Consider the following 22,870-nt stretch of genomic DNA (forward strand, 5'->3'; position numbering starts at 1 on the left):
CGGTACCGGGTCCGAGCCGGGGGCGCGAACGAAGTTGTTCTCGAAGAGCGTGGCGGCGTTGTCGGCGATCTTGATCACCGAGTAGTCGAGGCCATCGATGGTTGACTTGTCGAAGGTGCCGTATTGCGCGTCGAAGCGATCGCCGACGACCTCGAATGCGATCGACGCGTAGCGGGTGCCCGCGGCAGGTGCGTCCGTGTCGCAGTGTCCGGCGGAGATGTTCACCGCGTGGCCGGATGCGTCGGTGCCGTTGAAACCGAACGAGCAGAAGCCCTTGCCCCCGTTCTCTTTCTGGGTGCCGTAGCTGTGGCCACCGAGGACAGCGTCCGCGGCCGGCGGCTTGGGCTTGGTGGTGGTGGTGGTGGTGGTGGTGGTGGTGGGGCTGTCGGCTTTGGCGACGGTGACCTGCGCGGTGGTGGTGGATCCGGTGACGCCATCGCGGCCGGAGAAGATGGCCCTCATGGTCACCTTGCCTGCGGTCTCGGGTTCCCACTCCATGGTGGCGGTGCCGTCGGCGCCGACCGGTACCTCTTCGTAGCTGTTTTTATCGTCTTCGAATACGACGTTGCCGCCCGCGGCTGCGGGGTTGACCTTCGCGGTGACGGTGGCGACCTTGCCGACCTTCGCGCCGGTCACCGGGGTGAGGGTGATGGTGGAGGCGACGATGGGGCTGTCCGCCTTGGCGACGGTGACCTCTTGGGTGGTCATGGATCCGGTGACGCCGTCGCGGCCGGAGAAGGTGGCCTTGACGGTCACCGTGCCGGCAGTGTCGGGGTACCACTGTGTGGTGGCGGTTCCGTCGGCGCCGACCGACACGCCGGAGGCGATCGGTTCGGGGTTGGCGCCGTTTACCACCTTCTCGAACAGGATCTCGCCGCCCGCTGCCGCGGGGTTGACCTTCACGGTGAGGGCGATGGCCTTGCCGACCTTCGCGCCGGTGACCGGGTTGAGGGTGGTGGTGCTCGGTTCGGCGGGCTTGGTCGGTTCGGTTGTGGTCGGCTCGGTCGGCTTAGTGGTGGTGGGTTCGGTCGGCTTGGTGGTGGTCGGCTTGGTGGGGTCGGATGAGCCGGATGAGCCGAGCCCCGGCAGGTCGGACGAGCCGCCCTGGCCCTTCGCCACATGCACGAAGCCCAGGAAGTCGGGCAGTTGCAGGCCCTGGCCCTCGGCGGTGTCCTTGACCTCGAGTGCGATGTCGTTGGCGGCGGGGTCGATCGCGGTGCCATTGATGAGAGCGGCCAACGGTGCCGGGAGCTGCTGAATCCAGCCGTTGACCTGGCCGAGCAGATCGTGCAGGGTCCGCTCGCTGCGCGACTGGTCCTTGACCTGGTAGCCGGCGGCTTCGACGGCGGTGCGAGCGGCGGCCTTGTCGGGTCCATCGGCCAGACCCACCAACGGGGTCCCGGCCGCATCGAGCCACACGCCGGCGAACGCGGTGGGGAACTTACCGCGCAGATTGTCCGCGAACGCCACCAGCTCCTGCCCGGTCTCGGCCCGGTCGAGGTACTGGGCCGGACTGAGACCGAGATCGCGCTGGATCGCGGCCACCATGTCCGCGGGCAGCGCGGGTGCCGGCGCGGTGGGTTCCGCCTGGGCGATGGCCACGGTGGGCGCGACCAGAAGCAGTGCCGCGGTGCCGATCATCGCGGCGCGGCGGGCGCGGGTACTACGCATGGGGACCTTTCGGATTGAGCGTTGCGGGTACGACCCAAGGCGGCGGGGCCGGGTCGGTCGCGGGAACTGTAGGGGTAATCCCCGCCGCTGCCTACCGAAAATTGATGGGATGAATGTCGGCTCAGCAGGGTGCGCCGGCCCGAACCTGTGGGGCGTGGTGTCACTCGGGAATGGGAAAAGGGGCCTCGGACGCGAAAGTTTGCGTCCGAGGCCCCTTTTCGGGAATCTCTGTGCGCCTAGTGGCTCGTCACGGATCGTTGGCAAGGTAGTCCCCCGACATTCCACGATTCGCCTGCGTGATCCCCAGTTACGTGTTGCGACAATCCCTGGAATCCGCCCTCGTTCGCACGGGGGCACCCGCCGTCTCCGGTCTCGCGGCCCCGCCGGCTGCCGCCGCGAACCTTCCCGGCCGTGCCGGATTGGCCTACCATGGGTCCGTCAGCGATGGCCCACAGTCCCATTCATGACGAGTGCCGAGCCGAGTGACGCTCACGGGTCAGCCGCGGGTCCGAGCTCGAACGGAGACCGTCATGCCCGATCGGCATCGGCGAACGAGGTTCGCCGCCCTGCTCGTGCTGCTGCTCGCGGCGCTCGTCGACTCCCCCGCCGTCGCGCTGGGCGACCAGGACTCGCCCGAACGTCCCGTGCCGAGCCCGGAGCAACGCGCGGCCGCTCTCGTCACCCCGTCCGTCGTCCTGGTCAAGGCGGAGGTGAGGGGTTGGGTCCGCTTTCCCGACGGCCAGTCGATCAAGGTCGATCCCTTCGTAACGGGCTGGCGCTGTAGCGGATTCGTCGTCAACCCGGACGGCTGGGTGGCCACGGCAGGCCACTGCGCCGAGGGCGCCCGCGAGGCACTCCTGCGAACCGCCGTCGACTGGGCCGTACACGTGATCCCCACCCTCGATCCCGCGCTCGTGACCGAGACCGCCCAGGCGAACTGGCGGGTCGAGGGCGACGAGCCGGGGTCGCCCCCCGCTACCGCCATGACCGTGATCGCCGGCGGGACCGCCGAGGGCGAGGCGCTCCCCGCCGAGGTCACCGGCCTGGTGCCGCTCACAGAGGGGGACGTCGCGCTGCTCAAGGTCCAGCGTGGCGGCCTGGCGGCCGCCGAGCTGAGCACCGACACCGGCGTCGACCTCGGCACGCCGGTGGTCTCGGCCGGTTTCCCCGGCACCACCGACACCGCGGCCGAGCCGTCGCTGCGACCGGTGGTCGCGGGCGGCGAGATCAGCGCCAAGAAGGCCACGGGAACGGTCCCCGTCTACCAGACCGACGCGGAGGTGTCCGAGGCCATGAGCGGAGGCCCCACCGCCGACCTCAACGGAGTGGCGATCGGGGTGAACAGCTTCGGAATCCATGGGCAGACACAGCCGTTCGCCTTCGTCGCCCCGGCACGCGGCCTCACGGATCTGATGCGAGAGAAGGGCGTCACCCCGACGCTCGGTCCTGCCGACACCGCCTACCGCACGGGGGTCGAGCACTACGTCGACGGGAACTACACCGCCGCCATCGCCGACTTCGACCAGGTGCTGTCCCTCGCGCCCGGCTATCCGGGGGCGGCGGACCTCAAGACCAGCTCCGAACAGGAGCGGGATCGGTACGGCGACGCGGCGCCGCCGGACTCGGGCCCGAATTGGGGCCTGCTCGCCGCCCTTGCGGTGCTGCTCGCGGTGGGTGCAGGCGCGGTGGTGGTGATCCGGCGCGCGGATCGCGCCTAGAGCTCGACCCCGCGCGGATCGAGCTCGGGCGCGTCCAGCGAGGCGTCCTTGGTCTCGCGCATCACCAGCAGCGCGATGAACGTCAGTGCGCTCGCCGCCAGCAGGTAGATGCCCACCCACCCGACGCCGTAGCTGGTCGCGAGCCAGGTGGCGATGAACGGCGCGACGGCCGCACCCAGGATGCTCGCCGTGTTGTAGGCGATGCCCGAGCCGGTGTAGCGCACATTGGTCGGGAACAGCTCCGGCAGCACCGCACTCATCGGACCGAAGGTGAAGCCCATCAACACCATTCCGATGATGAGGAAGACCAGCATGCGGGCGTCGGTCATCTTCTCGGGGTCGAGCGTCACCGAGAAGGTCAGCCCGAAGACCATGATCGCGCCGGTGGTGACCAACAGGGTGATGCGCCTCCCGTACCGGTCCGCGAGCCAGCCGGTGACGGGCACGCCCGCCGCGAAGAACAGCACGGCGATCAGCTGCAGCACAAGGAAATCCGAGTACTTGAAGCCGAGACCCGTGCCGCCGTCGGCGACGGTCTTGCCGGTGCCGTAGCTCAGCACCCAGGTGGTCATGATGTAGAAGAGCGTGTAGGTCGCGAGCATCACGAAGGTGCCGATGATCAGCTGACGCCAGCTCGTCTTGAACACCGTCGCCAGCGGGGTCTTGACCTTCTCGCCGCGCTCGACGGCGCGCGCGAACACCGGGGTTTCCTCCAGCTTCAGCCGCACGTACAGGCCGATGATCACCATGATCGCGCTGAGCAGGAACGGGATTCGCCATCCCCAGGTCAGGAAGGCGCTGTCCAGATCGGGGTTGGCGTTGTCGTGGCCCATGAACAGGGTGATGATCAGGAACAGCCCGTTGGCAAGGAAGAACCCGATCGGCGCGCCGAGCTGCGGCCACATCGCCGCCCACGCCCGCTTACCGGACTTCGCCGTCTCGGTCGCGAGCAGCGCCGCGCCCGACCATTCGCCGCCGAGCCCGAGACCCTGACAGAAGCGCATCAGGGCCAGCAACGCGGGGGCGATCAACCCGACCGAGTGGTACGTCGGGAGCAGCCCGATGACGAACGTCGCGATGCCCATGGTGAGCAGCGATCCGACCAGGGTGGCCTTGCGGCCGATCCGGTCGCCGTAGTGGCCGAACACGATCGAGCCGAGCGGACGGGCGACGAACGCGAGACCGAAGGTCGCCAGCGAGGCGAGCAACGCGGTGGTGCCGTTCCCCTTGGGGAAGAACAGGTGCGGGAAGACCGAGACGGCCGCCGTCGCATAGATGTAGAAGTCGTAGAACTCGATCGAGGTACCGATCATGCTGGCCACCACGATCCGACTGCGGGGCACCGCATCCTTCGCGGCAACCGCCTCGTCGACCAGCACGTCCGGGGCTTTGCTCATCCGATTCTCCTACACACCTGTTCCACGGAATGGACATCCGCCGCCCAAACCTCAGGAAGCAGATCACCCCCGCCGTTTCCGGGGCAATCCAGCGCGAGGTGTTTGCGCCGAGCGGTATCAAGATCGCGTTAAGCTGCCATCGGAGCGCCGGGAAGTCTGGTCGGCACATGGGACACCTGTACGCCCGCGACCTCAGGAGAAACCTGACGTGATCCAACCGCTCCGCTCCGAACTGACCCGGTATCTGCGCACCGAGACCGTCGGAGGGTCGATCCTGCTGGTGGCGGCGGCCGTCGCCGTCATCTGGGCGAACTCCCCGTGGGCCGACGCATATACCGCCCTGCGGGACTGGCAGGTCGGGCCGAGCGCGATCCACCTGAACCTGAGCCTGAACACCTGGGCCCAGGACGGCCTGCTGGCGGTGTTCTTCTTCGTCGCGGGTCTCGAACTCAAACGCGAACTCGTCGTGGGCGAGCTGGCCGACCGCAAGAAGGCCCTGCTGCCGATCATCGCGGCGGTCGGTGGCGTGATCCTGCCCGCGCTGATCGCGCTCGCCGTCGGCTGGGGCACCCCGGGCATCGAGCAGGCCTGGGCGATCCCGGTCGCCACGGACATCGCCTTCGCCCTCGGCGTGCTGGCGCTGACCGGATCGAGGATCCCGGCCAGCGCCAGGGTGTTCCTGCTCAGCCTCGCGGTCGTCGACGACCTGCTCGCCATCATCATCATCGCCGCGCTGTTCACCACCTCGATCGCGATGCTGTGGCTGCTCGGTGCGGTCGCCTGCCTGGCCGCCTACGCCTACGCTCAGCACCGGCGGATCACCACCCCGCTGCTGTACGTCCCACTGGCGATGCTCGCCTGGTACTCGATGCACGAGGCAGGCATCCACGCCACCCTCGCGGGCGTCGCTCTCGGCCTGCTGACAAGGGTTCGCAGGGACCCGGGCGAGGCGGAGGCCCCCGCGACGCGGCTCGAGCACCGGATCCAGCCGTTCTCCGCCGGGCTCTGCGTGCCGGTGTTCGCCCTGTTCGCCTCCGGGGTCCCGCTGGGCCGCGAGGTCCTCGAGTCGATGTTCACCGACCGCATCGCACTGGCGATCATCCTGGGCCTGCTCGTCGGCAAGACTGTCGGGATCTTCGGCGTCTCGTGGGTCGCGGTCCGGCTGGGCATAGCCACGAAGCCGGGAAACCTCGGCTTCCGCGACATGTTCGCGCTGTCGGTGCTCGGCGCGATCGGGTTCACCGTTAGCCTTCTGGTGGCCGAACTCGCGCTCGAAGGAGCCGAGGCGGAGACGGCGAAGGCTGCGGTCCTGTTGACCTCGCTGACGGCGTCGCTGATCGGCTCGGCGCTACTGTTGCGCCGGGGGCGCGTCCACCATGCGCGCGCCAAGGCGGCCGGTTCCGCGACCGGTCAGAAACGACCACACTCCGGCGAGCCGGACGACGACACACTCCGGCGAGCCGGACGACGACACACTGGAGGGGCGCAGACGTGAGCATCAGTGACCGCAACGGCGACAGGTACGACCGGCTGACCGGAGACGGGGTGCCGAACACCATCACGTCGATCCCGCTCACCGACGTCGATGCGCACGCCCCCGGCACCGCCAGCATCGGGAACCTGGTCAAGGACGCGACCACGCAGGTCTCCACCCTGGTTCGCGCCGAGGTGGCGCTCGCCAAGGCCGAGGTCACCAGCGAGGTCAAGAAGGGCCTGCAGGGTTCGCTGTTCTTCATCCTCGCCCTCACCGTCCTGCTGTTCAGCTCCTTCTTCTTTTTCTTCTTCCTCGCCGAGACCCTCGCCGTCTGGACGCCGCGCTGGCTCGCGTTCCTGATCGTGTTCCTGCTGATGGTGGTCACCACCGCGGTGCTGGCGCTGCTCGGCTACCTGCGGGTCCGAAAGCTCCGGGCCCCGGAGAAGACCATCGACTCGCTCCGCCAGGCCGCGACGGTGCTGCCGAACGCCGCGGAATCGAGCTACAAGCACGGCGACTACACGCCCGGCGAGTACGCCCGCCGGACCGCGCCCTAGCGCCGGCGTCGAACCGAGAGCAACACCCTTCCTGTGACCTACCCGGATCCCTCCACAGTCCGATTCGACGGCCCGTGGCAGCACCGCGACGTGCACGCCAACGGCATCCGCTTCCATGCGGTCGAGGCGGGCCCGTCCGACCCCGGCGCACCGCTGGTCGTCCTGCTGCACGGATTCGCCGACTTCTGGTGGTCCTGGCGCCATCAGCTGACGGCCCTCGCGGACGCCGGCTACCGCACGGTCGCGTTGGACCTGCGCGGCTACGGCGACAGCGACAAGCCGCCGCGCGGATACGACGGCTGGACCCTGGCCGGTGACGTCGCCGGGCTCATCCGCGCCCTCGGCCACACCGAGGCCACGCTCGTCGGCCACGCCGACGGTGGGCTGGTGTGCTGGGCGACGGCGGTGCTGCATCCCCGGCTGGTCAGGTCGATCGCCCTCGTCGGCTCGCCGCATCCGATCGCGCTCAAGCGGTCGGTGCTGGCCGACCGGGCCCAGCGGTCCGCCTTCCTGCCCGCCTTCCTGCGCTGCCAGCTGCCGTGGCGGCCCGAGCGGGTGTTGACCCGCGACGACGGCGCCGAGGTCGAAAGGCTGTTGCGCGGGCGATCCGGTCCGGAATGGCCGCAGACCGAGGAGTTCGCGGACGTCGTCGAGCGGGCCAGGTCCGCGATCCAGATCCCCGGCGCCGCACACTGCTCGCTGGAGTACCAACGGTGGGCGTTCCGCAGCCAGTGGCGGCCAGACGGCCGTCGGTTCATGAAGGCGATGAACCAGGTGGTGACCATCCCGGTACTGCAGATCCACGGGGACCAGGATCCCTACGTGCTGGCCGCAGCGTTGCGCCGGGACACCAGGTGGGCCCCGGGGCGGCGCCTGCACACCGTCGCGGGCGCGGGTCATTTCACCCACCAGGAGCGACCGGCCGAGGTGACCGCCGCGCTGACGGAGTTCCTCTCCCGCTGACGCGCCCGTGAGTCCTTCTGGCCCGCACAGGGGCCACAAGGACTCACGGGCGGCGAAGCCGCTAGAGGATGCAGCCGCCCGTGTTGACCGCGCTGCTCGCCGCGGAGGCCCCCGCCAGCTGGCGCGAGACCTCCTCGGCGGTGAGCACGAAGCCGGTGTCGCTGTTGTCCACGGCCGCGCCGAACACCACGCCGAGCACCCGGCCCTGCTCGTCGACCAGCGGTCCACCGGAATTGCCCTGACGGATCGAACCGCGCACCGTGTACACCTCGCGCTCGACCTCGGCGGCACGGTAGATGTCGGGGCCGGTCAGGTCCAGGGTCTCGCGCACCCTGGCCGCGCTGGCCGTGTACGGACCGCCGCCCGGGTAACCGAGGACGATCGCGCTGTCCCCGCTCCCGGCAGGCGCGGGCGCGAACGGCAGCACCGGGGACCGCAGGCCGGGGACCGCGAGCACCGCGACGTCGACGGCCGGATCGAAGAGCACCACCTCGGCGTCCAGCGGCCCGTCCGCGGTGTCCACCGAGACCCCAGTCGTCCCCGCCACGACGTGCGCGTTGGTCATGACCCGCTCAGGGGCCACCACGAAACCGGACCCCTCGAGCGCGCGCTGGCAGCTCGGCGCCACCCCGCGCACCCGGAGCACGCTGGTCTGCAGACGCTGCGCCACAGGACTGCGCAGCACGCCGGGGTCGGGCGCCTCGACGACGGCGATCGGGGTGCGGCCGAACGGCCCGATCACGTCGGGCAGCCCGGAGGTGTCCAGCAGCGCCGAGAACTCGTCCGGCAGCCTGCGCATCCAGCTGGGGGCGTACTCGTCGACCTGTGTCAGGACCCGCGACCCACGCACCGCACTGGCGACCTCTGGTTGCGAGGACGCGGTCAGCGGGATGGCCAGCAGCCAAGCGGCCACCAGGACGGCGGTGCACTGCAGGCCCGCGCCGATGACGCTGTCCACGGACCGCGCGACCGGGCTGTGCATGCCGCCGCGGGCGGCGCGGCCGAGCACCATGCCGGCGACCTCGCCGATCACCACCAGCACGACGATCAGCGTGATGCCCGCGAGCACGCGCATCCGCCCCTCGTCGACGTGCACCAGCACATGCGGCGCGATCAGGATCCCCGCGACCGCACCGAGCACGACGCCGAAGAAGGCAAGGGCCGACGCGACCGCGCCGTGCCGCCACCCCGACGTGGCCGCGAGAACGGCGATCGCGAGGATCGCGAGGTCGATCCAGGCTGAACCGGTCATCGGTCGTGTACCTCCACGATCCCCGCCTCCACCTCGGCCAACGCGACCTCGAGGTCGCGGATGTCAGAGCGGTCCCACTCGATCTCCCAGCCGGAGATCGCGATCAGCCCGGCCAGCACGCCCGCCGTGAAGCCCCACACGAGCATGTCGTCGACGAGGAACGCCGGGCCCTGGTAGCCGAGCCGGTGCCGGACCTGGAAACGGTTGTCCGGGTCGAGCAGGGTGCGCATCGGCACCCGGGCAACCCGCTCCGTCTCGGCGAGGTCCACCGCACGGACCGGGGTGGGGCGGTCCCAGTACCCGATCACCGGCGTGACATCGAAGCCCGACGGCGGGACGAAGATGCCCGGCAGCACCGCGAGGGTGCGTACCCCGGCCGGATCGAGCCCGGTCTCCTCCTCCGCCTCCCGCAGCGCGGTCCCGACGGGTCCCTCGTCCCCCGGATCGCTTGCGCCGCCGGGAAAGGCGATCTGGCCGCCGTGCTGGCGGAGGGTGGAGGCGCGCTGGAGCAGCAGCAGGTCGGCGTCCTCGGGCAGGCCACCGACCGCGATGGGATCGGCATCAGGGGAACCACCGAAGAGCACCAGCACCGCGGCCTCGCGCGCCTGCACTCCGCTCGGCGCCCGCCGCAGCAGCACCGGGTTGACGGAATTGGTGTCCGACGGCGGCAGCGTCGAGACCCGGCGCAGCCATTCCGGCGGCAGGTGGTTGGTCTCGCTCACGCGCTCACGCCCAGCTTCTCGTGCACCGCCGCGGCGATCTGGTCGGCGCTCTCGAACGGCACCGGCAGCACCCCGGCCACGGTGCCGTCGGCCCGGACCATCACGGTCACGGGCAGAACGTTCGGCGCCCCGACGGCAGCGGCGATCTTGCCCGCGCCGTCCTGCACGCCCGGCAGGTGCACGCCGTATTCGGTCAGGGCGGACAACGCGTTCCCTTCCTTGGGGTCCTGGTGGACGGTCAGCACGGTGACGGCGTCCCCGGCGCGCTGCGCATACTCCTGCAGGGCGGGTAGTTCCCTTGCACAGGGCCCGCACCAGTAGGCCCAGAGGTTGACCAGTGCCGGCTTGCCCGCCAGCGCGGCGCCGACGTCGATCGTGCCACCGTCGGAGAGGCACTCGAGCCCGATGCCTGCCAGCGGTCCGGCCGGGACCGCACCGGGTGTGGGAGTGGGGCAGGCGCTCAGCGCCGCCTCGGCACGCACGCCTGCCAGCGCCTCGGGTGTGTCGCCAGTGGCCCGCTCCTGCGGCGCGGCGGTGGAGGCGCCGATGGAGTCGGCGTAGCCGCGCGATCCGGTCTCCTCCGAGTCGCCGCGCGGCCAGATCGCGACGATCAGGGCCGCCACCACGACGAGTGCGGCCAGGCTCCATCGGCCGGTGTTCGACAATCGCACCGTCAGCTCACCGACCCGCCAGCTCGAGCAGATGTTCGGTCTCGGGGCCCTTCACCAGGGCGGCAGCGGCCACCGGGTCGGTGGGTCCGATGCCGTAGGAGGGACAGTCCTTGGCCAGCAGGCACACCCCGCAGGCCGGCTTCTTCGCGTGGCAGACCCGGCGGCCGTGGAAGATCACCCGGTGCGAGAGGTCGGTCCATTCCTTGCGCGGGATGAGTTCGCCGACCACGCGCTCGACCTTCACCGGGTCCTCCTCCTGCGTCCAGCCCCACCTCCGGACGAGCCTGCCGAAGTGGGTGTCAACGGTGATCCCGGGCACACCGAACGCGTTCCCGAGGACCACGTTGGCCGTCTTCCTGCCGAAGCCCGGCAGCGTCACCAGATTCTTCAGGTCGCCGGGCACCTCGCCGTCGAACCGCTCGAGCAGCGCCTGCCCGAGTCCGATGATCGAGTTCGCCTTGTTCCGGTAGAAGCCGGTGCTCCGGATGTACTCCTCCAGCTCCGCCCGGTCCGCCTCGGCGTAGTCGCGGGCGGTGCGGTAGCGGGCGAACAGCGCGGGCGTCACCTGGTTAACCCGCACGTCAGTGCACTGCGCGGACAGGATCGTCGCCACCGACAGCTCGAGCGGGGTGGTGAAGTCGAGCTCGCAGTAGACGTGCGGGAAGGCCACGGTCAGCGTGCGGTACATCCGCCTTGCCCTGCGCACGAGGCCGAGCCGGGTCTCCTCCTTTGCCGGTCGCGAGGTCGGCGCCGCCCCACGCGGGGCCGGGGTCTGCGATTCGGTGGTGGACACCGGATCAACTCTACGGACGGCGCCAAACGGAACTGGACATCGTTTCGCTTCTGAGACAAACGCCGTGTTTACTACCCGGTATGCAAGGACTGGCTGTGGTGCTCTTCCCAGTGCTGCTCATTCTTTTTGCACTGGCAATGGAGCGGGTGGAGTTCCGGCTGCGCCGGCTGACCGTGCGCGAGCAGGAGGTCCAGGAGTTCCTGGACAAGGCGAGTCACGCCGACGTCGCCACCCTGGCCAACGAGGGGCTGCCGCGGGCGCTCGCCCGGTTCCACCTCCGCCGCAGGCGCGGCGCCGAGGATGAGGACGAGGACGAATCGCAGGCGCCGGAGCAGCGCGCGAGCTGACCTCTCCGGAGTGTCGGACCACGTTCGGCATGCGACGCGTGGCGTCGGTCACTAGTCTTCGACGTCGGGACGATAGACTTCCAGCGAGTACTCAACGAAAGGTCGGCGCGTTCGTGCGTCGATCACGTCGGGGGAGACCACACGATGGGCGTCCCCCAACGACCGAAGAAGGAGCACACGTGGACGAGATCCTGGCCAGAGCCGGAATCTTCCAGGGAGTCGAACCGTCGGCGGTAGCCGCGCTGGTCAAGCAGCTGCAGCCCGTCGACTTCCCTCGTGGGCACGTGATCTTCAACGAGGGTGAGCCCGGCGACCGGCTGTACATCATCGTGTCCGGCAAGATCAAGCTCGGACGCCGCTCCCCCGACGGTCGCGAGAACCTGCTCACGATCATGGGTCCGTCCGACATGTTCGGCGAGCTCTCGATCTTCGACCCGGGTCCGCGTACCTCGACCGCCACCACGGTCACCGAGGTCCGCGCGGTGCAGATGGACCGCGAGGCCCTCAAGTCGTGGATCGATCAGCGCCCCGAGATCGCGGAGCAGCTGCTGCGCGTGCTGGCCCGTCGCCTGCGCCGCACCAACAACAACCTCGCGGACCTGATCTTCACCGACGTCCCCGGCCGTGTCGCCAAGGCGCTGCTGCAGCTCGCCCAGCGCTTCGGCACCCAGGAGGCCGGGTCGCTGCGCGTGACGCACGACCTCACCCAGGAAGAGATCGCCCAGCTGGTCGGCGCCTCCCGCGAGACCGTGAACAAGGCGCTCGCCGACTTCGCGCACCGCGGCTGGCTGCGGCTCGAGGGCAAGAGCGTGCTGATCTCCGACTCGGAGCGTCTGGCCCGACGGGCGCGGTAACTCCCCCACGAACACGAATCGGCCACCCCGGATCTCCGGGGTGGCCGATTTTGCGTTGGGGCCAGTTCCTATAGGCAAACGGGCATGACAGAGAGCAGGCTTTGCATTCGACAGGCATGGAGCCGAGGCCGCAGTATCGAGGGATGAGATCCGTTGCAGCGCGGACGTCCGGGACCGAGCATCCATTGTCCGATCCGCAGACCGACGTCGAGTATAACGTCCGAAACACCGTCTCCCCAGAGCTTTTCGACGCGATCATCGGCGAGTACCTCACCCGATCCGAGAGCGCGGTAGCGGGCCTACGCGGATTCACCGACATCTACTACGACCCGCGTAGCCAACAGAAGTTGGACGTGTGGGGAACGTCGGACGAGCTGAGGCCCGTGTTCATCGCCATCCACGGCGGCTACTGGCGCGCGCTGTCTCGACACCACACCGCCTTCATGGCGCGCGCCCTCGACGCGGAGGGAATCGCCACCGTCACCGTCGACTACGGCCTCGCACCGGAGACGCCGCTCGAGGAAATCGTCCGCCAGGTCCGGGCGGCGGTCGCATGGGTCCACCACCACGGTTCCGGCCATGGACTCGACCCCGATCGCATCGTGGTCGGCGGGAGTTCCGCCGGAGGGCACCTCACCGGCGCCCTCATGGTCCCGGGCTGGCAGCGTGCGCTCGACCTGCCCGAGAACGTCGTGCGTGGCGCCATGCCGATCAGCGGACTGTTCGACCTCCGCCCCCTCGTCGACTCGTTCGCGAACGAATGGCTCGGGCTCGACATCGACCGAGCACTCGCGCTGAGCCCACTGCATCTCGCGGACGGACCGGGACCGACGGCAGTCATCGCGGTGGCGGAACACGACGGCGCCGGCTTCCTCACGCAGACCCGCAGGTTCCACGATGTCTGGGCGCAACGCTCCCCCTGCACGCTGCTCGTCGTTCCCGATCGCAACCACTACGACATCTTTCTCGATCTGGCCGACTCCACGACGGCGCTCAATCGCGCCCTCGTTCGGATGATCAACGGGCTCGCGGAACAGCGCTCCCCCGCCGGCTACCAGCCATAGCAAAACAGGCATAGCGCGAACCGAGAAGCGTCGGGTCCAGCTATTGCCTGGGCTCCGGATCCCGATAGGCTCGGCCGCATGGACATGCCCAAACTGCTCGACGGGCGGCTCAAGCTGCGGCACCTCGTGCTCGTCGATGCGCTGACGAAGCAGGGCAGCGTGGTCGGCGCCGCCGCCGCGCTGCACGTGACCCAGCCCGTGGCCACCCGCAGCCTGCACGACCTGGAATCGATCCTCGGTGTGGAGCTGTACGAGCGCGGCCCGCGCGGCATCACGCCGACGATCTTCGGCGAAGCGTTCACATCGCATGCGAGGGCTGTCATCGCCCAGCTGACGCAGGCAGGCAGGCATGTCGTCGAGCTGGCCGACGCCGATCGCGGGACCGTGGTGGTCGGCACCCACCTCGCCGGGTCGAACGTCCTGCTCCCGGGAGCCATCGCCCGCCTGAAGGTGGAGCGGCCGCTGCTCACCGTGATCGTGCGCGAGGGCACCCCCGAGACACTGCTCGTCGAGCTCGAGTCCGGCCGTGTCGACCTGATCGTCGGCCGTCTGACCTCCCCCACCGACCAGTCCGCGATCCGCGACACTCTCTACGAGGAATCGGTGGAACTCGTCACGCGCGCGGATCACCCTCTGGCCGAGCTCGGCAGCCTGACGCTCGCCGACCTGGCCGACTACCCGTGGATCCTGCCCGGCGTCGAGACCGAGCTGCGTCGCGAGCTGGAGGAGTTCTTCGCCAGGAACGACATGCCCCTACCCGAGAACCGGGTGGAGGCCACCTCGTTCCTCACCGTCCGCCAGCTGCTGATCGAGACGGACATGATCGCAGTGCTGCCCAGCCTGATCCCGCGCGATGACGCCCGGCTGACCACGCTCCCGGTGACGCTGGATCCGATCGGGCACAGCGTCGGGATCACGCTCTCCCCCGGCCGCACGCTCAGCCCGTCCGCCGAGGCCCTCGTCGGCAACCTGCGTCGCATCGCCGCCGAGATCGCTCCGGCGGACCGGTGACCGCGACGACCGCGATCACCGGTCAGGATCCGAAGATCACACGATGAGCCGCACACCCTCGGGGTGAGCGGCTCATCGAGGAACTCGTCGGTTGCCGGGTACTACGCGGGGACCCGCTCCTTGGCGTCCTCGATCTGGGGCCCGCGCGAGGTCGACGGCACGAGCCGGAACAGCGCGATCGCGCCGACGAGGCTGATCGAGCAGATGGCGACCAGGTACCAGGTGACGCCGACCGAGGAACCTGTCGCGTTCAGCAGCGCGGTCGCGATCATCGGCGCCAGGCCACCGCCGAGGATGGCGGCGGTCTGCAGGATGAGCGACGAGCCCGAATAACGCACCCGGGCCGGGAAGGTGTCCGCGATGATGCTGCCCTGCACGCAGTGCGTGACCGGGATGATCAGGCCCATGCCGAGGAAGGCGATCACGGCGAGCACCGAGTTCTCGGTGTTGAGCAGCGGGAAGAAGGCGATGCACCACAACAGGATCGCGGCCGACCCGGCGATGAACATGGTCCGTCTGCCGTAGCGATCCGCGACCATCGTCCACACGGGGATCGTCGCGAACCACAGCACCGCCGCGGCCGTCACGCTCAGCACCAGGAACTGCTTGTCGTATCCCAGGTGCTGGGTGCCGTAGGACAGGGTGAACACCATGAAGGCATAGGCGACGGCGGAGTTGGCCACCACCGCGAGCAGTGTCAGGGAAAGCCGGGGGAATCCGACCTTGAGCGATTCCTTCAGCGGGAAGCGAACCACGTCGCCCTTCTCGAGAATCCCTGCGAACGAGGGCGATTCGGTCACGCGGAGCCTGATCAGCAGACCGATCGCGACGAGGACGAAGCTCAGCAGGAACGGGATACGCCAGCCCCACGATGCGAATGCCGCGTCCGAGAGCACCGCGTTCGTCGTCAGGAAGATCGCATTCGCGAGCACGAGCCCGGCGGGCGTCCCCATCTGGGGGAACCCGGCATAGAGATTCTTCTTGCCTTCGGGCGCGTGCTCCATCGACATCAGGGTGGCGCCGGCACCCTCACCGCCCAGGCCGATGCCCTGCACGATCCGCAGCGCCACCAGCAGGACCGGGGCCCAGAATCCGATCGAGTCGTAGTTGGGGATGAGACCGATGAGCGTGGATCCGATGCCCATCATCAGGAGCGACACGACCAGGGTGGCCTTGCGACCGATTCGGTCGCCGAAATGCCCGAACACCAGGCCGCCAAGGGGGCGCGCGATGAACCCGACCGCGAAGGTACTGAACGCCGCGAGGGTGCCGACCGATGGACTCAGGCTGGGGAAGAACTGCTTGTTGAAGATGAGCGCGGCCGCGGTGCCATAGAGGAAGAAGTCGTACCATTCGAGCGTCGTGCCCGCGAGGGTGGCCATGGCCACCCGGCTGCGGGCGGCCGCGACTGGGCCGGGGCTGTGTGCCGGATTCTCGTTCATCGGTGACCTATCGTTTTGGGAGACAGCGAGTGTGGGTTCAGCGGGGGTGCTGGCCGGAGTTCCTCCCCGCTGCGTAGCCGAGGGTGCGAGGTGGTGCCGATCACAGTTTCTGCCCGTGAGCCATGACACACAAATGCCGATTCAAAGATCTGCCATTGCGATTTGGGCATACCTCGCGGCGCGGCTCGGCCACCGCGGCGGCGCCTACGAAAGGCCCAGGAAGCGTTCCGCGTTGCCACGGGAGATCAACTGTCGCGCAGCATCATCGAGAAATTCACTCTTGCGCACCACTTCTCCGACGGGTCGCTCCCCCAACGGGTAGGGGTAGTCGCTACCCACCATCACCCGCTCCACCCCAATGGTGTCGACCAGCAGGCGCAACGCTCTTTCGTCGAAGACGACGGAGTCCACATAGAAGCGGCCCAGGTAATGCGACGGCGGGAACTCGGACGTCCCGATCACATCGTTGCGGCCATGCCAGGCGTTCTCCATCCGCCCCAGCCAGAACGCGAAAGATCCACCGCCGTGGGCGAATCCGATCTTCAGGCTGTCATCGATCCGATCGAACACGCCGCCGAGGATCAAGGCCAGGATCGAGAGGTGGGTCTCGGCAGGCATCGCGGTCAGCCACTGTGCCATCCACCGATCCAGCCGAGGGGAATTCGCCATGTCCCACGGGTGCACGAACACCGGCACTCCCAGTGAGGCGCAGTGCTGCAGGAAGGTGACCACGCCCTCGCTGTCGAGGTCCAGGTCTCCGACGTGATTGCCGATCTCGACGCCACGATGCCCGTTGGCGATGCACCTCTCGAGCTCACGGCACGCGGCATCGGTGTCCTGCAACGGGACCTGGCAGAACGGGATCAGCCGATCCGAGGCGGGTGCGACGATGTCCAGGGCCAGGTCGTTGAGGATCCGCGCGATCCGCTCCCCCTGCTCACCGGTCCGCCCATAGTTGAAGAACGCCGGGGTGGGCGAGACCACCTGCAGTTGGACACCGTCCGCGTCCATGTCCCGCAGCCGGGTCCCGGCATCCCAGGCGTCCGCCTGGATCCGGCGGAACTCCTTGGTGCCCATCATGATCATCGCCTCGGACTCGGATTCGATCCGCAGCCACGGCGCCTCCGGTCCCGCGTCCGACGTCAGGTCGGGCCACCCTTTCGGCACGTAGTGGGTGTGGACGTCGATCATTCCGCTCACGACTCACCCCTTACCCGGATGCAGGGTTCCGCAGCTCACGCAGGTGCGGGCGTCGACGTTGTCGTAGAACTGGGTGAACACCGGGGGCAGGTCGGCGACGATGTCGCGGACCTGGAGCTCGACCTCGTGGATCAGAGCGTTGCAGTTCATGCAGTACCACTGGAACTTCTCGAGCGTGCCCTCCTCACGAACCCGCTCGATGACCAGGCCGATCGAGCCCGCGGTCGGTCGCTGCGGCGAATGCGGCAGATTCCCTGGCAGCAACCAGGTCTCCCCCTCGCGAATGTGCACCCTCTCGGGGCCGTTCTCGGTCATGACATCGACGTGGATGTCGCCCTTGAGCTGATAGAACCACTCCTCGTAGGGGTCGAGGTGATAATCCGTGCGCTCGTTCGGCCCGCCGACGACCTGGACGATGAAGTCGCTGCCGAGCGCCATGGTCTGGTTGTTCACCGGGGGCTTGAGCAGATGCTCGTTGTCGGCGATCCACTTCTGGAAGTTGATGGTCGGCGGGATGCTGGTCATGAGGCGGCCTCCGGGTTCTGGTTCTTCTGGCGAGGGGCTGGCAGGTATGCGACGCCTTGCATTTCGATCAGCAAGTGCGGGTGCGGCAGCTGATGCACCGCAACGGTGGTTCGAGTGGGGCCGGTCTCGTCGAACAGCTCGGCGTACACCTCGTTGTAGCCGCCGAAGTCGTTCATGGACACCAGGTACGTGGTGACCTGGGCCAGGTCGGCGAGGTCGGCCCCGACCTCGCCGAGGATGGCGCGCATGTTCTCGATGACCGCGCGCGTCTGAGCCCGGATGTCCAGCGCGGTGGTGCCCATCTCGTCGACCTCGACACCGACGAAGGTGTTGTCCTGGCGTCGCGAACTGGTCCCCGAGACGTACACGAAATCACCGACGACCTTGACGTGCGGGAACCGGCCCCGCGGGGTGGCCAGACGGTCGATCACCTTGGCGTCGCTCATTTCGTCCCCTTCACACTGACGCGGCCGAGGCCGGCGATGTGGCACTGTGCGACCTCGGCGGTCAGCGTGAGCGCCGCGGTGGCCGCGCCCGCGAGCACCACCTGCCCCGCGCGCAGCGGGATCGCCCGTCGACGCGCCATGTCCACCAGCGCGTGCAGCGCGCGCACCGGATTGCCGAGGATCGCCGACGTGGATCCGACCACCGCCTGGCCGCCCACCTCGAGCCGTACCGCTCGGTTGTCGACATCCTGCGGCTTCTGCCACTGCCCGATCACGTAGCCGGCGGCCGAGGTGTTGTCGGCCACCACGTCGGTGTAGGTGAATCGGAAGTCCCGGTAACGGGAGTCGATGATCTCCATGGCAGGCGCGACCGCATCCACACAGGACACGATGTCCACGGCCGGATCGTCCAGGTCCACGTCGCGCGCGAGCCGATAGGCGATCTCCGGCTCGATCTTCGGGTGGATGAACCGGGCCAGGTCGACGTCGCCGCCGTCCTCGATCCGCATGGCATCGGTGAGCTGCCCGACGATCACATCGGAGACACCCATCTGGGCCATCTTGGCCTTGCTCGTGAAGCCGAGCTTGACCCCGACGAGCAACTCGCCCCGGCCCAGTCGGCGGCCGATCACCGCGTTCTGGATCCGATACGCGTCGTCGATGTCGATCTGGTGGCTGTCCGCGAGACTGGGCGTGTCGCTGACCGTCCGCTGGGCGAGGTCCAGCCGGTCGCCGAGGCCGTCGATGTCCACTGTTTCTCTGCTCATCTGCTCTCCTCCTCGATCACGGCGTCGACCTCGCCCATTCCGTCGAGCCTGAGCCGGAAGGTGCCGGCCGAGGTGATCGGAACCATGGGCCCCAGCGCGCCGGACATGACGACGTCGCCGGCGTGCAACGGCTGTTCACGTGTGACCAGCTCCCGCGCCAACCAGGCGACGGCCACGACCGGGGACCCGAGGCAGGCGTGACCCGCGCCGAAGGACACCGGCTCGCCGTCCCGTTCGAGGGTCATCCCGACCCGGGACAGGTCACGTCCGGTCAGCGAGTACGGGGTTGTCCCCAGGACCACGGCCCCGCTCGACGCGTTGTCCGCGACCGTGTCGGTGATCGTCAGGTCCCAGTCCGCGATCCGAGAGTCGACGATCTCGACTGCGGGCAGCACGAACTCGGTGGCGCGCAGGACGTCCGCGACGGTAGCGCCCGGCCGGTCGATGTCCCGGCCGAGCACGAACGCGATCTCGCCCTCGGCCCGCGGCTGCAGGAACCGCGCTGCTGGCACCGGCTCGGTGTGGCCGTACATCATGTCGTCGAGCAGTACGCCGAAGTCCGGCCGGAAGACACCGAACTGCTGCTGGACCGCAGGAGCGGTGAGCCCGATCTTCGCGCCGACGACGCGCGCTCCGCTGCCGACCTGGCCGGCGACCATCCGTCGCTGCACCTCGTACGCGGCGTCGAGGTCGCTCTCGCCCAGGTACTCGCGCACCGGCGCGGCGGGCACCATCGATGCCCTGGCCGCGATGAGCCGTTCGGCCGCGGCGTCGACCGCGGCCGTCGATCCCAACGTCACAGTCACAGTTGCACACACACATTCGTGGGTTCGGTGTAGAAGTGGAGAGAGGATTCGCCGCCTTCGCGGCCGATCCCGGAGAGCCCGGCACCGCCGAACGGCGAACGCAGTTCACGGGTGAACCAGGTATTGACCCAGGAGATGCCGACCCGCATCCGCTGCGCGACCCGGTGTCCGCGACGCAGGTCATTGGTCCACACCGCCGCCGCGAGGCCGTATTCGGTGTCGTTGGCGAGCGCGATCGCCTCCTCCTCGGTGTCGAAGGGGATCAGCGCCGCGACCGGACCGAAGATCTCTTCTCGCACTGCGCGATCGGCGTTCGTCAGCCCGGTCCAGAGGGTCGGCTCGATCCAGGAGCCGCCGGCGAGGTCCGAGCCGAGGTCGGGCACCCCACCGCCGGTGAGCACCTTCGCCCCGGCCTGTTCGGCGATCTGGAAGTAGCCGCGCACCTTCTCCCGGTGGGCCTGCGAGATCAGCGGACCGGTGGTGGTCGTGGCGTCCGCAGGCGCGCCGAGCCGAAGTCCCTCGGCGCGTTCGACCAGCCCGGCCGCGATGTCGTCGAAGATGCTGCGTTGCACGTACACCCGCTCGGTGCACAGGCACACCTGCCCGGTGTTGGCGAACACCGACCGGGTCAGCCCGGTGAGCGCCTCGTCGATGTCGACGTCGTCGAACACCACCGCGGCGTTCTTGCCGCCGAGCTCGAAGGAGACCGGTCGGACCCGCGGCGCCACGGTCTTCATCACGTGCGATCCGGTCGCGGACGAGCCGGTGAAGGTGACTCCGTCGATGCCCGGATGATCCGTGAGGAACTCCCCGGCCGAGTCCCGACCGAACCCGTGCACCACGTTGTAGACGCCCGCAGGGAGACCGACCTCCTCCAACACCTCCGCGAGGAGCGTTGCGGTGGAGGGGGTCTCCTCGCTCGGCTTGACGACGACGGCGTTCCCGCAGGCCAGCGCGGGCGCCACCTTCCAGGTGAGCAGCAGCAGCGGCAGGTTCCACGGCACGATCACCGCGACCACCCCCAGGGGCTTGCGCACCGCGTAGTTCAACGCCTGCCGCCCGCCGCCGAGGTCGGTGAGGAACGACTCCTGCCCCGCGGCGACGATCACATCCGCAAAGGTGCGGAAGTTGGTCAGCGCGCGGGCCACGTCGAGCTCGCGGGCCTGCGTGACCGGCTTACCCGTGTCGGCCATCTCGGCCGCGACGAACTCCTCGAACCGCTCCTCGATCCGATCGGCCGCCCGACGCAGCAGAGCCGCTCGTTCCCGCACGGGGGTGTCGGCCCAGCCGTTGTCCAGTGCGCGCCGGGCCGATCGCACGGCGCGGTCGACGAGAGCGATGTCCGCCTCGTGTACCCGGGCGACCACCCGGCCGGTGGCCGGGTCGAGATTCTCGAAGCTGCGCTCCGGGTCCGGGTCGACGAAGCCGCCGTCCACGTAATTGCGAATCCAGGCTTCGCGCGATGTGGTCATGGACCCATGATTGGCGGTCAATCCATGCCGAACAAATGCGAAATCGATCGTGCCCTATAGCAGTTTGCGCATACCTCACTGTGCACTCGTCTCCTCGGTACCCCGGCATGCGCCGTAGCCGGTCCCGAGTCAGCCCCGCTTCCCCGCGACCGCCTCGCGAACCGCAGGCACCACCTCGACCGCCCACTTCTGGTGCTGAAACAGGTCGTCGCCCTCGGCGCCGAACACGAAGGCGTCCATGCCCGATTCGAGCACCAGCTCGGTCAGCTCGTCGACCCACTGCTCGACCGGGCCGTTGAGGAACCCACTGCTCGGTCCGTCGGTGATGGCGCCGAACACGTTGTAGATCCGCTGGATCGCCGCGGGGTCGCGGCCGGCCGCCGTCGCGGACTCGTCGATGCGCGCGTGCAGTCCGGGCAGGACCGGCGGCGGAAAGTAGCTGACCGACGGGACCCAGCCGTCGGCCGCACGGCCGAGCACGCCGAGCATCCGCGGACCCCCGACCCCCAGCCACAGCCCGATGTCGTGCACGGGCCGCGGCCCCGGATGCGCACCGGAGAGCCGGTAGTGCTCGCCCGCGTACCGCACCGATTTCTCGTCCGACCACATGAGCCGGATGACGTCGACGGCCTCGGACAACGCGCTCGCGGCCTCACCGGGCGTGCGTTCCGGTCCGCCCATCCCCCCGATCGCAGGCCAGAACGCACCTGCCCCGAGCGCCAGCTCGAACCGCCCGCCCGAGATCACGTCCAGGCTCGCGGCCGCCTTCGCCATCACCGCGGGCGGTTGCAGCGGCAGGCACGCCACGTCGGGGAACACCCGAACCCGGGTGGTGCGCGCCAGCACCACGGCCATCAGCGACCAGGTGTCCAGGAATCGCTTCTGATACGGATGGTCCTGGATGCCGACGAGATCGAGTCCCTCGTCATCCGCCATCGCGACGAGGTCGAGGATCTCGTCGACCCGGTCGGTATCCGGGGTGGGGAACATGCCGAACTGCAGTGGACGTCCGTAGTCGGTCATCGCCGCGCTCCTCGGTTTCGACTGCGCCTGATGTCCACAGTCACCGGCCTGGCCCGAATGCGCAACGGTCGCCGCGGGATCGGGGGGAAAGGACCGATCTCGCGGCGACCGTCGGCGCCGTGCGCGCGGAGGCTACTTGGGCTCCACCGGGCTCAACGAGCCGCCGGCCAGGTTGCCGAGGAAGTCCCCGAGAACGGGCACGAGGGCCTTGAACACGTCGCCAAGATCGGAAACAGATCCCATGGTCATACTCCTTGAAGTCGAGGTGCGCCGGTGATCCGGTGGCTACGGGTTGGGGGTCTCGCCTGCGCCGGCCGAGCCGGAGTTGAGGCCGGTGAACAGATTCGTCAGGGAGTCGATCAACACGGTGAGGTTCTCGACAGAGGTCATCGTTGTCTCCAGTTCGTGGTCGGTCGGTCAGTTCGCCGCGCTGACGGAATCGAGGCCCTCGATGGCCTTCATCAGCGGGAGAAGCTTGAGCATGTCGAGCAGGCCGAAACCGGCGCCGTTTGCGTCGAGCAGGTTCTCAACGGATCCCATGGGGCACTCCTAACATCGCGTTGTGATGTGGCACACAGATCGTGCCGGACGCAAAGCTATTAGTTAGGCGTAGGAAGTGTCCAGTAGTCCGTTACGCGCGGTTACAGAGAAGTTCGCACCCCTGGGCCGGAACGCGCAGGTAGGCCAATGCAAAA

The 22,870-nt window shown here is 68.8% G+C and carries 23 protein-coding genes; 8 read left to right on the forward strand and 15 right to left on the reverse strand.

The annotated features are described in order from the left end of the window. On the reverse strand, positions 1-1,671 hold a 1,671-nt coding region (locus ACWFRB_RS20715), incomplete at its 3' end, for an Ig-like domain repeat protein (RefSeq protein ID WP_452643145.1). Positions 1,672-2,201: 530 nt separating this feature from the next. Here ACWFRB_RS20715 and ACWFRB_RS20720 point away from each other — a divergent pair. Next, entirely contained in the window at positions 2,202-3,389 is a 1,188-nt protein-coding gene (locus tag ACWFRB_RS20720; protein WP_452643146.1) for a trypsin-like peptidase domain-containing protein, read from the forward strand. Here ACWFRB_RS20720 and ACWFRB_RS20725 read toward each other — a convergent pair. Further along, on the reverse strand, positions 3,386-4,786 hold the full coding sequence (locus ACWFRB_RS20725) for an MFS transporter (RefSeq protein WP_452643147.1): 1,401 nt from the start codon (positions 4,784-4,786) through the stop codon (positions 3,386-3,388). The genes ACWFRB_RS20720 and ACWFRB_RS20725 overlap by 4 nt on opposite strands. Positions 4,787-4,994: 208 nt before the next feature. Here ACWFRB_RS20725 and nhaA point away from each other — a divergent pair, with 208 nt between their 5' ends. The 3 genes from nhaA to ACWFRB_RS20740 are packed head-to-tail and all read left to right on the forward strand — an operon-like array spanning position 4,995 to position 7,780. After that, entirely contained in the window at positions 4,995-6,281 is a 1,287-nt protein-coding gene (nhaA, locus tag ACWFRB_RS20730; protein ID WP_452643148.1) for a Na+/H+ antiporter NhaA, read from the forward strand. Between the two features lie 2 nt (positions 6,282-6,283). Next, positions 6,284-6,817, forward strand: coding sequence for a phage holin family protein (locus tag ACWFRB_RS20735; protein ID WP_452643178.1), 534 nt, complete (start codon positions 6,284-6,286; stop codon positions 6,815-6,817). Between the two features lie 33 nt (positions 6,818-6,850). Then, positions 6,851-7,780, forward strand: a complete 930-nt coding sequence (locus ACWFRB_RS20740; protein WP_452643149.1) for an alpha/beta fold hydrolase — start codon at positions 6,851-6,853, stop codon at positions 7,778-7,780. 61 nt (positions 7,781-7,841) lie between these two features. Here the strand turns inward: ACWFRB_RS20740 and ACWFRB_RS20745 are convergent, their stop codons facing one another. From ACWFRB_RS20745 to nth, 4 genes are read right to left on the reverse strand one after another with little or no spacing between them, the layout of a single operon-like run. Next, positions 7,842-9,032 carry a MarP family serine protease gene (locus tag ACWFRB_RS20745; protein WP_452643150.1) on the reverse strand — a complete coding sequence of 397 codons (1,191 nt, stop codon included), beginning with the start codon at positions 9,030-9,032 and terminating at the stop codon, positions 7,842-7,844. Further along, on the reverse strand, positions 9,029-9,736 hold the full coding sequence (locus ACWFRB_RS20750) for an NUDIX hydrolase (protein WP_452643179.1): 708 nt from the start codon (positions 9,734-9,736) through the stop codon (positions 9,029-9,031). Before ACWFRB_RS20750 ends, ACWFRB_RS20745 begins: the two co-directional genes overlap by 4 nt. A gap of 14 nt (positions 9,737-9,750) precedes the next feature. Further along, positions 9,751-10,425 carry a TlpA family protein disulfide reductase gene (locus ACWFRB_RS20755; RefSeq protein WP_452643151.1) on the reverse strand — a complete coding sequence of 225 codons (675 nt, stop codon included), beginning with the start codon at positions 10,423-10,425 and terminating at the stop codon, positions 9,751-9,753. A 7-nt stretch (positions 10,426-10,432) separates the two neighbouring features. Next, a complete protein-coding gene (gene nth, locus ACWFRB_RS20760; RefSeq protein ID WP_452643180.1) occupies positions 10,433-11,113 on the reverse strand; it encodes an endonuclease III in 681 nt (226 codons plus the stop codon). A 185-nt stretch (positions 11,114-11,298) separates the two neighbouring features. Between nth and ACWFRB_RS20765 the strand changes: the two genes are divergently transcribed. The 4 genes from ACWFRB_RS20765 (at position 11,299) to ACWFRB_RS20780 (ending at position 14,494) form a co-directional block, all read left to right on the forward strand. Next, positions 11,299-11,565: a hypothetical protein gene (locus tag ACWFRB_RS20765; protein ID WP_452643152.1), complete on the forward strand. Its 267-nt coding sequence runs from the start codon at positions 11,299-11,301 to the stop codon at positions 11,563-11,565. Between the two features lie 179 nt (positions 11,566-11,744). Further along, positions 11,745-12,419, forward strand: a complete 675-nt coding sequence (locus tag ACWFRB_RS20770; RefSeq protein ID WP_378419686.1) for a Crp/Fnr family transcriptional regulator — start codon at positions 11,745-11,747, stop codon at positions 12,417-12,419. A 143-nt stretch (positions 12,420-12,562) separates the two neighbouring features. Further along, a complete protein-coding gene (locus ACWFRB_RS20775; protein WP_452643153.1) occupies positions 12,563-13,483 on the forward strand; it encodes an alpha/beta hydrolase in 921 nt (306 codons plus the stop codon). Between the two features lie 78 nt (positions 13,484-13,561). Continuing rightward, positions 13,562-14,494 carry a LysR substrate-binding domain-containing protein gene (locus ACWFRB_RS20780; protein ID WP_452643154.1) on the forward strand — a complete coding sequence of 311 codons (933 nt, stop codon included), beginning with the start codon at positions 13,562-13,564 and terminating at the stop codon, positions 14,492-14,494. A 101-nt stretch (positions 14,495-14,595) separates the two neighbouring features. On the opposite strand, the gene ACWFRB_RS20785 is transcribed toward ACWFRB_RS20780, so the two are convergent. The 9 genes from ACWFRB_RS20785 to ACWFRB_RS20825 all read right to left on the reverse strand — a co-directional run bounded on the left by ACWFRB_RS20785 (position 14,596) and on the right by ACWFRB_RS20825 (position 22,715). Further along, positions 14,596-15,936, reverse strand: a complete 1,341-nt coding sequence (locus tag ACWFRB_RS20785) for an MFS transporter (RefSeq protein ID WP_452643155.1) — start codon at positions 15,934-15,936, stop codon at positions 14,596-14,598. A gap of 204 nt (positions 15,937-16,140) precedes the next feature. Continuing rightward, on the reverse strand, positions 16,141-17,136 hold the full coding sequence (locus ACWFRB_RS20790) for an amidohydrolase family protein (RefSeq protein WP_452643156.1): 996 nt from the start codon (positions 17,134-17,136) through the stop codon (positions 16,141-16,143). Positions 17,137-17,139: 3 nt separating this feature from the next. Continuing rightward, on the reverse strand, positions 17,140-17,661 hold the full coding sequence (locus ACWFRB_RS20795; protein ID WP_452643157.1) for a 3-hydroxyanthranilate 3,4-dioxygenase: 522 nt from the start codon (positions 17,659-17,661) through the stop codon (positions 17,140-17,142). Continuing rightward, a complete protein-coding gene (locus tag ACWFRB_RS20800; protein ID WP_452643158.1) occupies positions 17,658-18,107 on the reverse strand; it encodes a RidA family protein in 450 nt (149 codons plus the stop codon). Before ACWFRB_RS20800 ends, ACWFRB_RS20795 begins: the two co-directional genes overlap by 4 nt. After that, positions 18,104-18,874 carry a 2-keto-4-pentenoate hydratase gene (locus tag ACWFRB_RS20805; RefSeq protein WP_452643159.1) on the reverse strand — a complete coding sequence of 257 codons (771 nt, stop codon included), beginning with the start codon at positions 18,872-18,874 and terminating at the stop codon, positions 18,104-18,106. Before ACWFRB_RS20805 ends, ACWFRB_RS20800 begins: the two co-directional genes overlap by 4 nt. Beyond that, the gene (locus ACWFRB_RS20810) at positions 18,871-19,680 is read right to left on the reverse strand and encodes a 2-keto-4-pentenoate hydratase (protein WP_452643160.1); all 810 of its coding nucleotides are present in this window, start codon (positions 19,678-19,680) and stop codon (positions 18,871-18,873) included. The genes ACWFRB_RS20805 and ACWFRB_RS20810 overlap by 4 nt, the downstream gene beginning before the upstream one ends. Continuing rightward, positions 19,677-21,152: a 2-hydroxymuconic semialdehyde dehydrogenase gene (locus ACWFRB_RS20815; protein WP_452643161.1), complete on the reverse strand. Its 1,476-nt coding sequence runs from the start codon at positions 21,150-21,152 to the stop codon at positions 19,677-19,679. Before ACWFRB_RS20815 ends, ACWFRB_RS20810 begins: the two co-directional genes overlap by 4 nt. A 129-nt stretch (positions 21,153-21,281) precedes the next feature. Then, the gene (locus ACWFRB_RS20820) at positions 21,282-22,175 is read right to left on the reverse strand and encodes an LLM class flavin-dependent oxidoreductase (RefSeq protein WP_452643162.1); all 894 of its coding nucleotides are present in this window, start codon (positions 22,173-22,175) and stop codon (positions 21,282-21,284) included. Between the two features lie 417 nt (positions 22,176-22,592). Further along, complete coding sequence (locus ACWFRB_RS20825; RefSeq protein WP_269321311.1) at positions 22,593-22,715, reverse strand: hypothetical protein; 123 nt, start codon at positions 22,713-22,715, stop codon at positions 22,593-22,595. Positions 22,716-22,870 lie beyond the last annotated feature (155 nt).

It is taken from the genome of Rhodococcus sp. NPDC055112, assembly GCF_053607505.1.